This window comes from Flavobacterium sp. (genome assembly GCF_027531905.1).
Taxonomy (GTDB): domain Bacteria; phylum Bacteroidota; class Bacteroidia; order Flavobacteriales; family Flavobacteriaceae; genus Flavobacterium.
Window position 1 is genome coordinate 99976 of sequence record NZ_JAPZSU010000002.1, and the last position, 13605, is coordinate 113580.

Sequence of the window (13605 nt, forward strand, 5' to 3'; positions counted from 1 at the left end):
CCAAATTATAGCCTCTTTTTCTTTGATAAAAGCTAATTTTCATTTGGTTTTCTTTTTCATTTGGAATTTGATTTTTTAGTTTATTTTTACCAAAATAATTAGTTTTAGATTTGAAAGATACTGCCAAACATCAAGGACTTCGCAATCAATTAGTAAGCCTTTTGCAACAAAAAGGAATCACTGATAAGAACGTATTAGATGCGATAAGTAAGATACCACGACACCTTTTTTTGAATTCTAGTTTTGAGGATTATGCCTATCAAGATAAGGCTTTTCCTATAGGAGCTGGTCAGACGATTTCACAACCCTACACTGTCGCTTTTCAATCCCAATTATTGGAGGTTAAAAAAGACGATAAAGTGTTAGAAATTGGTACAGGTTCAGGATATCAAACGGCTGTTTTGTGTACAATGGGAGCAAAAGTATACAGTGTAGAACGTCAGAATGAATTGTTTAAAAAAACTTCAGTATTGTTTCCAAAATTAGGGATAAGACCTAAGCATTTGTCTTTTGGAGATGGTTATAAAGGATTGCCTTTACATGCACCATTTGATAGTATTATTGTTACTGCAGGTGCACCTATAATTCCAAAACCTTTAATGGCTCAGTTGAAGATAGGAGGTAGATTAGTCATTCCTTTAGGTGAAGAGGTTCAAATAATGACATTGTTAATTCGAAAAAATGCGACACAATTTGAAAAGCACGAATTTGGTGAATTTCGATTTGTTCCATTGTTAGAAGATAAGAACTAAAAAAGAAAATAGGCTGTCCGAAATTGGACAGCCTATTTATAATCATTTGATTTATTTTTGGCTAACAGAACCGTCTTTAATCATTTGTTTATAAAGTGTTTTCATGATTTCATCCACAGTTAATCCGATGTCTGATATATAAGATGATTTGGTTGTTCCTGTCCAAATTAACTTGTTTTTGGTCAATGAAAAAATGTTAGTCTCTACCATATAGTAAGTGGTTTCTTGATAGTAGCCAGGCGTGTAGAAATTTGGTGAATACATTCCGTACCAGTTACCAAAACCATAGCCGTATATTCCAGTGTACATCCCGTCAAAACCTCCGTAATAAATGGAAGTGTTAGTGCCAGGTACATAATTTGTTTCTTTTTCAGTACTCACTAAACGCATAGTTAAAACTCCGTCAAAATTTTCATCCTTTAGGATTTTCACCTTTTGTTCGTTGGTTAATTGTAAATTCATACCATTTAAATATTGATAAGAAGTTTTAAAAACAGGATTAATTGAAGCAATTCTATTTTCGGTTGTTCTACGAGTCGCTTCATCTTTGACTAAAGCTACAACTAATACTTTTTTGAAATGTTCTTGAGAAATTGTGGTTTCAGGGTCATTCCAACTGTTTACAATGGTTGTATTAGAGCCACAACTAAGAAGTAAAAAGCAAATACAAGATGTTAAAATAAATTTCATAATCAGTTATTTTATAGAGGTTTATTTGGCAAAAATAGCATTAATAATAATATAGGTAAAGAATTTGTCTTTTAAATAAACTAAAATACTTTCTTTATACGATCCAAATCACGTTTGGTGTCTTGTTCTTTGAGAGATTCTCTCTTGTCATAGTTTTTCTTTCCTCTGCAAAGTCCAATTTGCAGTTTTGCCATACCTTTTTCATTAGTAAACAATTTCAAAGGAACAATAGTAAGTCCTTTAGCTTGTACACTTCTAGCTAACGTTTTTAATTCTCTTTTGTTCAATAATAATTTACGTTCGCTTCTTGCTTTGTGATTGAATTGGTTACCAAACGCATATTCTTCAATGTAAGTATTAATTGCAAACAATTCATTGTTGTTGAATTCACAAAAGCTTTCTGTAATATTAGCTTTTCCTAATCGAATGGATTTTATTTCGGTTCCTGCTAATACAATTCCAGCAGTATAAGTTTCGATTATTTCATAATCAAATCGTGCTCTTTTATTGAGTATGTTAACTGTTTTTTGCATAGGTTGACAAATTTAGGTACAAATTAATGAAAGCACAATTGTTTTCTGAAAAATGCTATAAATTTGCAGAATGGAAAATAAAAAATCGAATGATCCGTTGCATGGAATCACGCTTAAAGAAATAGTTGAGCAGTTAGTAGCCTATTATGGATTTGATACTTTGGGCGAATTAATAAAAATAAAGTGCTTTACCGCGAATCCAAGTGTGAAATCTAGTTTGACTTTTTTACGAAAAACAGATTGGGCTCGAAAACAAGTTGAAGAATTATACTTACGTTCGCTAACTAAATTTTAGTTTAATTTATAGCTAATCATGACGCCTCCTCGATAGGGCAACCATTCTCCACTTTTGTTCCAATTTTCGGCTTTGTCATAGCGGCCTGGGGTTCCATCATTGTAAAAACCTTTGTAAAAACCTTGATGCCATCCACCGCCAACAAAAGCATCTAAGTTAATTTTTTCAGTAATTTTGAAATTGTAACCGACTGTAACCCCTATTCGATATCCGAAACCATCTTCATATAGATTGGTATTCCAATAATTCCATTTCTGAATTTTGAAAATATCAGGACCTGTATGACCTCCAACGTACCAACCGTTATATTTCTCTTTAAAATGGTAGCGTACTTCTGGCGTAAAGGTATAAAATTGCATCGGATGATGACCATCAAACGATTCCCAGAACGAAGCCATTACATCAAAGCTGAATGTTAACTTTTTTCCAATACTTGTTTCAACTCCAATATTAGGGACGCCAACTAATGCTGATGCGCCATTGAATTTGATATAGGTTTGGCCAAAACTAGTAGTGACTACTAATAATAAAAGAAATACAATTGTTTTTTTCATGTTTTTTAATTTCCGGCAAATGTAAATCTATTTTTGTGAAAATTCTGAGTAGATTATAGAATATAAATTACCAAGTGTTGATTTTTCTACATAATTAAAGCAACACTTGGTATTTCAAAAGGTTAAAACGTATATTTTCCGCCTAGGTAAAAGTTTCGTCCTCCCGCGTTTATTCCAGAAGCAAAGGTTCTGTATTGTGTATCCAATAGGTTTTCTATGCCTGAAAAAACAGTAAGATTGTTTACTATTTTATAAGCTCCTTTTAAATTATAGGTTTCCCAAGCAGGCATTCCGTTGGCAGGCGCATATTGTAAATTATCTTCTCCACTTGGTGAATAATCGCTCAATCTTTTTTTGCCATTGTATAAAACATAAGCATCAATCATAAATTTATTAGTTTCATAACTCAAGCCTGCTTTTCCATAGGTTGGAGCAATATGATCTAGAGGAAATCTTCCTGAGTTATTTTCAACTCTTCCGTTGGTGTAATTGAAGTTACCATACAAAAGCAATTTTGGAAACAAATACCATTTGAGTGAAGTGGAAAGCCCCACAATTTCGCCTTTTCCTTGATTTTGATTCGCGTAAATCTGGCTTAACTGTCCTTCATAGACCAAGCTATTTTGTCCATTGAGTTCAAAAGGTGAGGTCACGATAGCATCATACAATCGAGTATAAAAGAAGGTGTTTTCTAGTTGAAACTGTTTGCCTTCCCAGAAGGTGATGCCCATATCAGCAGTTACAGATTGTTCTGGTTTTATATTTTGATTGGGAACAATAACTCTTCCAGGAACGGATTCGAAAATTTTAGCCAAGTCATCAATATTCGGTACTCGAAAAGCTGAGGCTAAATTGAACACTAATTTCACATTCTTACTAGGGTTATGAGCAATTCCAATGGCACCGCTGTAGGTGAAATTTTCTTGTTTAACAGTGGTGTAAGGAAGTTTGAAAAAATTAGTATCAGTTTCACTATTCAATTGAGTAAAACCACCTCTAAAACTAGTATTGAATGTTGTCAAATCAGTAATGTCGTTATTGAAATAAGCAAATGCTTCGGCTCTAAGTGTATTGTTTTTTTCATCAGGATAACGGGAATCTGTGACGGATTCGGCGCCAGTTAAGATGTTTTTTCGAATTCCTTTTGATTGTAAATCATCATAGTAAAAGTCGGCACCGTATACCAAATCTCCATTGCCAATTTTAGTTTTAAAATCAGAAGTCAAGGCATACACGTTTACTTTTTCTATTCTTGAAGTTTGATTGGCACTACCAAAACTTCTGGTAATCCTGCTTTCTTCTACTTTTTGATAACTAGCGTTCAAATTCAAGGTTGTGGAGCCAAAAATGTCTTTTTTTACTAGTTTATAGGCTGATAAAAATCTGTCTTGTGGACCGTAATTCCAAACTGCCGACCTTAATTTCCCTGCTGCATTCGTGTCCGTCAAACGGTCGTATCTTGGAATATCAGAAGTAGTGGAATATTGAATATTCAATTGATGTTTTGTAGATTCGTTTTGCTTAAAAACTACTTTTTGCATAAAATCATATTGCGTATAGCCAGAGAATTTCTGAATGTACTTATTTGGGTTAGCCACTTGAGTGTCTACTCCGTTTTTAGTTTCTACATAAAAGGGGCGTTCTCCAAAGAAAGCATTGTTACCATTTTTGTTTTTCCCCATTCTTAAATCTCCAAATTCATTATAAGAAAAAGAGGTTAGACTTGCCCATCGATTGCCAGCATAATTAAAATCAAAATGCCCTGATTTGCCTTCGTTTACAGTGCTGTAGGAAGAAATTATGTTTCCTGAAAACTTTTTATTGTCATTTTCGTCAAGTAAACGTGCGTTTTTAGTTTGAAGAAAAATCGCTCCACCCATGGCATCACTTCCATAGACGGTAGAAGAAGGGCCAAAGAGCACATCAATGTTTTCGAGCATATTTTTGTCAACGGTGATTATATTTTGCAAATGACCAGCACGATAAATAAGGTTGTTCATTCGGATTCCGTCTACAAGTAACAGAATTCTACTGGATTCAAAACCTCTAATGATTGGGCTACCGCCACCTTGCTGTGATTTTTGAACCGCCAATGTTCCAGAATTTGCAAGTGCATCGGCGCTGGTTTGAAAATTTTGAAACTCGATTTGTTTTTTGGACAGCGTTTCTATTTGCTGTGTCATTTTCTTTTTAGGTTGTGCAAAACGTCTTGCACTAACCACTAGTTCGTTTAATTCAACAGCATTCACGCTGTCTTTTGTTGCTTGTGAAAAGCCCATAAAAGAGCATAGACAAGTCAACAAAGTAATTGTTTTCTTCATAGTTGCTTTGGTTTAATTTTATAAAAAAATCTATTTTAAAATTAAACTAGCAGGGTGGACGAAATAGTTTTTGACTTAAAAGCCAATTACAGATCTTTTTTTTATTGTTTATCGAATTTTTAGTTATGAAAAATTCGGGACTATTTTCGATTTTCCATTGGGTTGAAGTAGGTTCGTGTACGGATAAAAAATGTCCTTTTTTCTTGTGTGCAGGAATAGATTTTTGTTTTTGAAAAGTTTGTGTAAGCAAAACTCGGATTTCGTTTTCCAGTTCGTCTTTTACTACTTTGGCAACAACCCCATTTTCTTTGTAGCTGATGGATTGCACATCGTAGTACACTTCATTAATCTGAAACTCTCTTTTATTTTCTTTTGCATCCCATTCTTTTATCGTAAAACGAAGCAATTGAAATTTGTCAGTTTGGTTAAGCTGATTTTGGTAATGAATATGTTGCCATTCTTGTAAAATCAGCATTGTAAAAGAAAAAAAAAGACCCAAGCAGTACATTACGACCATTGCGTATGTACTGAGAATCTTTTTATGTTTCTTTTTGGGTATCATTAAAGGCTAAATTGGGTTGAGTTTCGAATATACTACAGCATCTATAAATTTACCGTCAAAGTATTCGTTTTCTTTAAAATGTGCCTCTTTAACGAAACCACATTTTTGCAAAACTTTTTCAGATGCTCCATTTTCAGGGTCGATTACTCCTTCGATAGAATGCAATTGCATCGTATTGAAGCCATAAGCTACAACGCATTGTACAGCTTCTGTTGTAATTCCTTTTCCGTGATATTCAGGTAAAATCATATAGCCAACTTCGGCTCTATAATGTTCGGGTTTGATGCGATAATGTCCAATAACTCCTAACATCGTATCGTCTCCTTTTATAGTGATAGCCCAATTGATTCCTTCATTGGTTTCAATTTTGTCTTCCATCATTTGAATATGAGCTAAGGCTTCTTCGTGAGTCGTTAACAAAGGTCTTGGGATGTATTTCATGGTTTCGGGATTGGAACGCAATTCGAACATTTCTTTAACATCAGAAGGTAGTACTCTTCTTAGGATGAGTCTTTCTGTTTCTAAAATTGGAAAAGGTGAGAAGTTGATGGTTAGCATTTTTCTAAATTTAAAGCAACGTTATTGTATAATTGGTTTGAAAAAAAGAATTTGGCTCGACCAACAGAATCCCTTCTTTTTCTAGTATTTTACCAGAATTATTTGGGGTGTCAGAATAACCAAACCAAGGTTCAATACATATAAAAGGTGCATTTACAAGTGTCCAAACACCAAGATCTGGAAAATCTGTATAATCTACTTTGAGTATGGGTTGGTTTTCTTCTAAAATTGTTACCAATTTTGAAGGTATTTTTTTAAACACCAAAGCATCATTTTCAAATAATTTATACTCCAAATTCAATTTTTGATTAGGAATTTCGATAGTTTTGGTTGTATCTGAAATCATGTCATCTTCTAATAAGTTAATGGTTAAGGATTCTAATCCATCAAATTGTAATTGGTAATTATCGAATGCTTTTGGCATAGCAAAAGCTGGATGTCCTCCAATCGAGAATGGAAGTATAGTTTCGGACATGTTAAGGACTTTGTAGCCTAGTTGCAGTGTTGTATCAATTAGAGTGTAACTCAATTGAAGTTCAAACGAGAAAGGATATTTTTGTAAGGTTTCTTCGTTGGATTGTAACGAAAACGTAACACTGTCTTCTTTTTTATCAATTACTTCAAAAATCATTTCACGTGCAAAACCATGACGCGGTAGCGTATATGCGGTTCCATTGTATTCAAAAGTATTGTTTTTTAAAGCACCTACTATGGGGAACAAAATAGGGGAATGTTTTCCCCAAAAGTTAGGATTGCCTTCCCAAATGAATTCCTTGTTGTTTATGTCTCTTAAAGAAAATAATTCGGCTCCAAGTGTTTTAAATTGTGCCGTTATTTGATCATTTTTTATGGTAATTGTCGTCATGATATTTATTTTAATGAGTCGTAAATATATTGATATTCCCTAAAACAAGGAAGTTAAAACGGATAAACCTTAGGAATTATCTTAATTTGTTTATGGTTAATGTTATAAATAATTATTTTTTCATTTAATTTGTGCTTACACTAACACAAATTATAGATATTATGAAAACAAAGTGGCTTTCTTGCTTGGGCATTTTTTTCGGAGCACTCTCCGTTTTTGGTCAGCAACCTGCTCCAGCTGAAAAAAAAGAACTAGTTTCTAAGTACGATTATCACGATGCGTTTGCACCGCATTTTTATACCAAAAATGGAACTTCTACACGTTCAGCAAGTGGTGAACCTGGACCTGCTTACTGGCAAAACCGTGCGGATTATCAGTTAACGGCTAAATTAAATGATGCCACTAATGAAGTTATAGGTACAGATGAAATCACTTATACTAATAACAGCCCAGATAAATTAAGCTTTCTTTGGTTGAATTTAGAGCAGAATTTGTTCAAACAAGATTCTAGAGGAACGGCTTTAGTTCCTTTGACAGGAAGTAGAAATGGAGGTCAAGGACAAATTTTTGATGCGGGATTTAAAATCCAATCGGTTAAAGCTATTTCAGGAAAAGCCAAAATAGCAACTGATGTAAAATTTGTAGTTACGGATACTCGTATGCAAGTTTTCCTTCCTGAAGCTATTGCCGCCAAAGGAGGAAGTGTGAAATTGAAAATCGAGTTTTCTTTTATTGCACCTAACGAAGGTTCTGACCGTATGGGCGTTTTGGAAACCAAAAACGGAAAAATCTTCACAATGGCACAATGGTATCCTCGTATGTGTGTTTATGATGATGTACGCGGATGGAATACGAATCCTTATTTAGGGGCTTCAGAATTTTACTTGGAGTATGGTAATTTTGATATAAAAATTACTGCGCCAGCCAATCATATGGTGGTGTGTTCAGGTGAGTTGTTGAATCCAGCTGAAGTGTATACTGCTGAGCAATTCAAACAATATAAAGCAGCTTTGGTTAGCGATAAAACTGTTGTGATTCGTTCTGCGGATGAAGTAAATGCAACCGCAAAAAACAATGCATCAGCTACTAAAACTTGGCATTATCAAATTAAAAATTCCCGCGATGTTTCTTGGGCTTCTTCTCCTGCGTTTATCTTAGATGGTGCGAGAATGAATTTGCCTAGTGGAAAAAAAGCATTGGCGTTATCTGCTTATCCAGTAGAATCTGCAGGCAACGAGGCTTGGGGACGTTCTACCGAATACGTAAAAGGTTCTATCGAAAATTATTCTAAACGTTGGTTAGAATATCCTTATCCAGTAGCGACCAATGTTGCAGGAAATGAAGGTGGAATGGAATATCCAGGGATTGTTTTTTGTGGATGGGAGTCCAAAGGAAAAGATTTATGGGGAGTGACAGACCACGAGTTTGGACATATTTGGTTTCCAATGATTGTTGGGTCTAATGAACGTTTATTCGCTTGGATGGACGAAGGTTTTAATACTTTTATCAATTCCTTAAGTGGTGTTGATTTTAACAAAGGAGAATACAAAGATGGGCCATCAGATTTGCACCAAATTAGCGAAATGTTGACTAGCCCTAAACTAGAGACCATTATGAGTTCTCCAGACAATATGAAAGAGAAAAATATTGGGGTGTTATGTTATTTTAAACCAAGTAATGGTTTAGTGATTTTGAGAGAGCAAGTTTTAGGGCCAGAGCGTTTTGATACGGCTTTTAAAACCTATGTGGAAAGATGGGCTTTCAAACATCCTACTCCTGATGATTTTTTTAGAACAATGGAGAATGTTGCTGGCGAAGATTTGAGTTGGTTTTGGAGAGGTTGGTTCCAATACAACTGGCGTTTTGATCAAGGTGTAAATTCAGTAAAATATGTGAAAAATGATCCTAAAAAAGGAATCATTATTTCTATTGAGAATTTCGAAAAAATGGCGATGCCGATAGTTGTTGATATTAAAACCAAAAGTGGTAAAGTAAGCCGAGTGAAATTACCAGTTGAAATTTGGCAACGTAACAAGGATTGGTCATTCAAACACAATTCTACCGAAGAAATAGACAGTGTTGTAATTGATCCAGATCACGTTTTCCCAGATTCAAATACTGCTAATAATACTTGGACTGCTGCTACTGGTAAATTAGAAAAAGATGTGATTCTTGACGATTATTTAGGGGTTTATGCTACAGCCAATGCTCCTTTGAAAATAACTTTGACAGAAAAGAATAGTGCTTTGAATGTTGAAATATCAGGGTATCCTTCTTTTACAGCGACTCCGGTAACTGGTGAAGCCAATACGTTTGAAGCTCCTGTGGCTGGATTAAAATTCAAGTTCAATGATGCAAAAACAGGATTTGATATGGTGATTACAGGAAATGGACAAGTGATTCCTTTTACGAAAGAAAAATAATCAATTACCATTAAATGAAAACGACTGTTAGAGCAATCTAACAGTCGTTTTTTTATGTTTTTTAACCCGTTGGGTGAAATTATTTTTTACCACATAGAATCATAGAGTTTATAGTTTTTAAAAGAAACGAATAGACGTTTTACTATCCATATAGGTCATCTATTGTGAGAAATAGTGCTATTTCTATTTTTTCTATGTAGAGTTGCTATTAATCTATGGCTCTATGTGGTTAAGTTTTTATTTTATTTGAATTTCACCCAACGGGTGTTTTTTGATTTGTATTTACTCTGGAATTTGTTGACTCAAACAATGCAAAGTCCCTAATCCCCAGATAAAATCAATAGCACTAATGCCAATAATTTCTCTATCAGGGAAACATTCTGAAAGAATATTCAAAGCTACTCTGTCATTTGCATCATTGAAAGTAGGTACCAAAACACAGTTATTTAAAATTAAAAAATTAGCATAACTCGCTGGCAAACGTAATCCATCAAAATCAATGCGTTTAGGCATAGGTAAAGTAACAATTACAGGTGCTTGACCGTTTTCTAGTTTCGCATTTTGCAAACGTTTTAAGTTGTCTTGCAAAGGTTTGTAATTGCTGTCTTCTGGATTAGTCTCTATAATGGTGACAATAGTGTCCTCGTTTACAAATCGGCATAAATCATCTATGTGTCCGTGAGTATCATCACCTTCGATACCATCTCCAAGCCAAATGACATTGGTAATGCCTAAGTACTCTTTAAAAACGGCTTCATAATCTTCTTTTGTAAAGCCTTCATTACGCACCTGAATCGTAGGATGCATTAAGCATTCTTCTGAAGTTAACAAGGTACCACGTCCGTTAACATCAATTGCACCACCTTCTACAATTACTGGTTTTCCTTTGTAGGTAACTTGAGTTAAGGGAAGTTGTAAATGTTCAGCAACTTTACTCGGTACGTGTTTGTCTAAATTGATGTTTTTGTATTTTGCCCAACCGTTAAAATTGAAATTCAAGGCTTCACTTTGATTACCATTCTTCACAATGATTGGACCAGAATCACGCATCCAACTTCTATTGGTTTTATGAATGATGAAGGATATCTGGTCTAAATTTACTGTAGCCATTGTTAGCAATTCAGTGACTTTCTCTTGTTGTTTTTCATCGGCAACTACCAAAAAAACAGTTTCGTAGGTGGCTACTTTTTTGATGAATTCTACGAAAGCCCATTGTACCGCTTCGTATTTTCCAGGCCAGTCTTTTCCGTTATGCGGAAAACATAATAGGATTCCTTGTTGTTTTTCCCATTCTGCGGGAAATCTTCTTGAGGTTGTAGTCATAAATAGATGCCAATTTTACTTCGGGCAAAGATAAACATTCCCAAGAATTAAAATAGAATTGAAGTTCATACATTTTATAAAGCTTGGTTTGCAGTGTTTGTTTTTTATGTTAAAGATTATATAATATTTAGGTAATACTTGAGCCTTTAGGTCGCGCTATTTTTGAAAAAACTAAATTTAAAACAATGATTAAGAAAACTCTAGCAGTATTTGCAGCCTTATTTTTATTAGTGGGTTGTGAAAATGACAATGACGAAAATCCTAGCTCAGAATTAGGATATAATGAAAACCCAGCTTCGTTTAAAGAAGTAGGTACTATAACAATTGGTGGAACTGGCGCTGCAGAAATTAGCGCTTATGATGAAACTACCAAAAGGCTATTTACGGTAAACAACAGTTCAACCAACAAAATTGATGTAATTGATTTAAGCGATCCTACAAAACCTGTTGTCCTAACAAGTATTGATATGGCTACCTACAATGGTGCTGCTAATAGCGTTGCGGTTTATGGGGGAAAACTAGCTGTAGCTTTAGAATCTAAATCAAATAAACAAGAGGCAGGAAAAGTGGTTGTTTTTAATACTTCGACTTATGCTTTGATTAAAGAAATCACAGTAGGAGCTTTGCCGGATATGATTACTTTTTCGCCAGACGGAAATTTTATTGTTACTGCTAATGAAGGAGAACCTAATGATACGTATTCATTGGATCCAGAAGGTTCTGTTTCGATTATTGATGTTGCTGCGAATTATGCTGTGACTACTTTAAATTTTGCTCAATTCAGCACACAATTATCTGATTTAAAAACCAAAGGATTTCGTATAGCAAGTGTTTCCAATAATTTTGCTAACGATATTGAACCAGAATATGTTACGATTTCTTCGGATTCAAAAACGGCTTGGGTTACTTTGCAAGAAAATAATGGAATCGCTAAAATTGATTTGGTAGGTAAAAAGAATGTGCAACTTTTTCCATTAGGATATAAAGACTATTCTTTGGCAGATAATGCTATAGATGTAAGCGATAAAGATGGCGCTATTGCTTTTGCCACTTGGAAGGTGAAAGGGATGTTTCAACCAGATGCGATTGCCAATTTTGAGAGTAATTCCATTCCTTATTTGGTTACAGCCAATGAAGGGGACGCTCGTGAATACAGTGCTTTTGTAGATGTTCGTAGAATCAATCATTCTTCTGTGGTTTTGGATCCAACGGTTTTTCCAACGGCTGCTGCTATGAAAGCGGATGGTGTTTTGGGACGTTTGAATATCAATTCTAAAATGGGAGATACTGATGGTGATGGCGATTTTGATGAATTGGTAAGTTTTGGTGCTCGTTCATTTTCGATTTGGAATGGCAACACAGGTGCTTTAGTTTTTGATAGTAAAAATGAATTGGATAAAAAAGCACACGAATTGGGACTTTATGATGATAATAGAAGTGATGATAAAGGAGTAGAACCGGAGGCGGTTTATGTAACCAAAATGGGAAATAAGCAAATTCTTTTTGTGGGTCTAGAAAGAGCCGATGCTTTGATGATTTATGATGTAACTTCTCCAACCGCTCCCAAGTTTTTACAAGCCATCAAAACGGGTGATGCACCTGAAGGACTTACTTTTATTCCAGCAACTAAAAGTCCAAACAAGAAAAGTATGGTTATCGTAAGTAGTGAAGGGGATGGAAGTGTTAAGATTTTCCAGCCTGAATTGAATTAACTCAAGGTTTTCAATAGAAAAGCGTCTGAGATTCTAAGTTTAAAATATTCTTAGAATTTCAGACGCTTAATTTTTTAGCGACTTTTTTGAAGTTAGTCTATTGCTCTTTTGGTAATGTCCCCAAAAGCATCGATTCGTCTGTCTCTAAAAAACGGCCAATTCTGACGTACGTTTTCTTGTAAATCCAAATCAACTTCAGCGATTAGTATTTCTTCTTTATCGTGTGAAGCTTGTGCTAAAATTTCGCCTTGTGGTCCTGCAATAAATGACGAACCCCAGAATTCAATTCCAGCTGTTCCTTCGATGTATTGTTCCAAACCAATACGGTTGGCTGCGGCTACATACACGCCATTGGCTACCGCGTGACCTTTCATCACATTCATCCAAGCGCCGTGTTGGTTTTCACCATATTGTTCTTTTTCTAAAGGATGCCATCCAATTGCGGTTGGGTAAAACAACACTTCAGCTCCTTGCAAAGCAGTTAGTCGTGCGCCTTCTGGATACCATTGATCCCAGCAAATTAAGGTTCCAATTTTTCCTTTTTGAGTTGGGAAAGCTTTGAAACCAATGTCGCCAGGCGTAAAGTAGAATTTTTCATAGAAATGAGGATCGTCTGGAATGTGCATTTTGCGATACAGTCCAGCTTCGGTTCCATCGGTATCAATGATGTAAGCACTGTTGTGGTAAATTCCTGCCATTCTCTTTTCGAAGAAAGGAACAATGATTACCACGCCTAATTCTTTGGCTAATGCCGAAAAAGCAGTAAATGAAGTACTGTACAATGGTTCTGCTAAGGCAAAATTATCCACGTCTTCACTTTGACAAAAATAATGACTGCTATATAATTCTGGTAACGAAATGACTTCTGCGCCTTGTTTTGCTGCCTCTCGAACCCAGTGTAAACATTTTTTTAAGTTGTTTTCAGCAACATCGTTGAGGTTTAATTGAATAACCGCTATTTTGTATTTTTTATTAGGCATAACTTAAAATTTAGAGTGCAAAAGTAGTTATTTTTTC

The 13605-nt window shown here is 35.0% G+C and carries 13 protein-coding genes; 4 read left to right on the forward strand and 9 right to left on the reverse strand.

From position 1 onward, the window contains the following. Positions 1–110: 110 nt before the first annotated feature. On the forward strand, positions 111–752 hold the full coding sequence (locus tag O9307_RS00635) for a protein-L-isoaspartate(D-aspartate) O-methyltransferase (RefSeq protein WP_298294161.1): 642 nt from the start codon (positions 111–113) through the stop codon (positions 750–752). Between the two features lie 51 nt (positions 753–803). Here O9307_RS00635 and O9307_RS00640 read toward each other — a convergent pair whose 3' ends face one another. Beyond that, positions 804–1442 (reverse strand): hypothetical protein, encoded by a 639-nt coding sequence (locus O9307_RS00640; protein ID WP_298294164.1) that lies wholly within the window; start codon positions 1440–1442, stop codon positions 804–806. 80 nt (positions 1443–1522) lie between these two features. Beyond that, entirely contained in the window at positions 1523–1975 is a 453-nt protein-coding gene (smpB, locus tag O9307_RS00645) for an SsrA-binding protein SmpB (protein WP_298294167.1), read from the reverse strand. 70 nt (positions 1976–2045) lie between these two features. On the opposite strand from smpB, the gene O9307_RS00650 reads away from it, so the two are divergent. After that, complete coding sequence (locus O9307_RS00650) at positions 2046–2270, forward strand: VF530 family protein (protein ID WP_298294170.1); 225 nt, start codon at positions 2046–2048, stop codon at positions 2268–2270. Here O9307_RS00650 and O9307_RS00655 read toward each other — a convergent pair. The 5 genes from O9307_RS00655 to O9307_RS00675 all read right to left on the reverse strand — a co-directional run bounded on the left by O9307_RS00655 (position 2267) and on the right by O9307_RS00675 (position 7130). After that, entirely contained in the window at positions 2267–2824 is a 558-nt protein-coding gene (locus O9307_RS00655; protein WP_298294175.1) for a DUF3575 domain-containing protein, read from the reverse strand. The two genes, O9307_RS00650 and O9307_RS00655, sit on opposite strands and share 4 nt — an antisense overlap. 122 nt (positions 2825–2946) lie before the next feature. Next, on the reverse strand, positions 2947–5145 hold the full coding sequence (locus O9307_RS00660) for a TonB-dependent receptor (protein ID WP_298294178.1): 2199 nt from the start codon (positions 5143–5145) through the stop codon (positions 2947–2949). Between the two features lie 46 nt (positions 5146–5191). Further along, positions 5192–5620: a hypothetical protein gene (locus O9307_RS00665; RefSeq protein WP_298294182.1), complete on the reverse strand. Its 429-nt coding sequence runs from the start codon at positions 5618–5620 to the stop codon at positions 5192–5194. A gap of 93 nt (positions 5621–5713) precedes the next feature. Further along, on the reverse strand, positions 5714–6265 hold the full coding sequence (locus O9307_RS00670; RefSeq protein ID WP_298294185.1) for a GNAT family N-acetyltransferase: 552 nt from the start codon (positions 6263–6265) through the stop codon (positions 5714–5716). A gap of 10 nt (positions 6266–6275) precedes the next feature. Beyond that, positions 6276–7130 (reverse strand): aldose 1-epimerase family protein, encoded by an 855-nt coding sequence (locus O9307_RS00675; RefSeq protein WP_298294188.1) that lies wholly within the window; start codon positions 7128–7130, stop codon positions 6276–6278. Between the two features lie 161 nt (positions 7131–7291). On the opposite strand from O9307_RS00675, the gene O9307_RS00680 reads away from it, so the two are divergent. After that, positions 7292–9553 (forward strand): M1 family metallopeptidase, encoded by a 2262-nt coding sequence (locus tag O9307_RS00680; RefSeq protein WP_298294191.1) that lies wholly within the window; start codon positions 7292–7294, stop codon positions 9551–9553. 282 nt (positions 9554–9835) lie between these two features. Here the strand turns inward: O9307_RS00680 and O9307_RS00685 are convergent, their stop codons facing one another. Beyond that, on the reverse strand, positions 9836–10876 hold the full coding sequence (locus tag O9307_RS00685; RefSeq protein WP_298294194.1) for an agmatine deiminase family protein: 1041 nt from the start codon (positions 10874–10876) through the stop codon (positions 9836–9838). A gap of 185 nt (positions 10877–11061) precedes the next feature. On the opposite strand from O9307_RS00685, the gene O9307_RS00690 reads away from it, so the two are divergent. Then, on the forward strand, positions 11062–12588 hold the full coding sequence (locus O9307_RS00690; protein WP_298294197.1) for a choice-of-anchor I family protein: 1527 nt from the start codon (positions 11062–11064) through the stop codon (positions 12586–12588). 92 nt (positions 12589–12680) lie between these two features. Here the strand turns inward: O9307_RS00690 and O9307_RS00695 are convergent, their stop codons facing one another. Beyond that, complete coding sequence (locus O9307_RS00695; RefSeq protein ID WP_298294200.1) at positions 12681–13568, reverse strand: carbon-nitrogen hydrolase; 888 nt, start codon at positions 13566–13568, stop codon at positions 12681–12683. Positions 13569–13605 lie beyond the last annotated feature (37 nt).

Bases quoted from the DNA above. Each gene is read 5' to 3' on its own strand.
- O9307_RS00650 (WP_298294170.1), top strand. From the start codon at position 2,046: ATGGAAAATAAAAAATCGAATGATCCGTTGCATGGAATCACGCTTAAA.
- O9307_RS00640 (WP_298294164.1), bottom strand. From the start codon at position 1,442: ATGAAATTTATTTTAACATCTTGTATTTGCTTTTTACTTCTTAGTTGT.
- O9307_RS00660 (WP_298294178.1), bottom strand. From the start codon at position 5,145: ATGAAGAAAACAATTACTTTGTTGACTTGTCTATGCTCTTTTATGGGC.
- O9307_RS00665 (WP_298294182.1), bottom strand. From the start codon at position 5,620: ATGCTGATTTTACAAGAATGGCAACATATTCATTACCAAAATCAGCTT.
- O9307_RS00690 (WP_298294197.1), top strand. From the start codon at position 11,062: ATGATTAAGAAAACTCTAGCAGTATTTGCAGCCTTATTTTTATTAGTG.
- O9307_RS00695 (WP_298294200.1), bottom strand. From the start codon at position 13,568: ATGCCTAATAAAAAATACAAAATAGCGGTTATTCAATTAAACCTCAAC.
- O9307_RS00655 (WP_298294175.1), bottom strand. From the start codon at position 2,824: ATGAAAAAAACAATTGTATTTCTTTTATTATTAGTAGTCACTACTAGT.
- smpB (WP_298294167.1), bottom strand. From the start codon at position 1,975: ATGCAAAAAACAGTTAACATACTCAATAAAAGAGCACGATTTGATTAT.
- O9307_RS00685 (WP_298294194.1), bottom strand. From the start codon at position 10,876: ATGACTACAACCTCAAGAAGATTTCCCGCAGAATGGGAAAAACAACAA.
- O9307_RS00670 (WP_298294185.1), bottom strand. From the start codon at position 6,265: ATGCTAACCATCAACTTCTCACCTTTTCCAATTTTAGAAACAGAAAGA.
- O9307_RS00680 (WP_298294191.1), top strand. From the start codon at position 7,292: ATGAAAACAAAGTGGCTTTCTTGCTTGGGCATTTTTTTCGGAGCACTC.
- O9307_RS00675 (WP_298294188.1), bottom strand. From the start codon at position 7,130: ATGACGACAATTACCATAAAAAATGATCAAATAACGGCACAATTTAAA.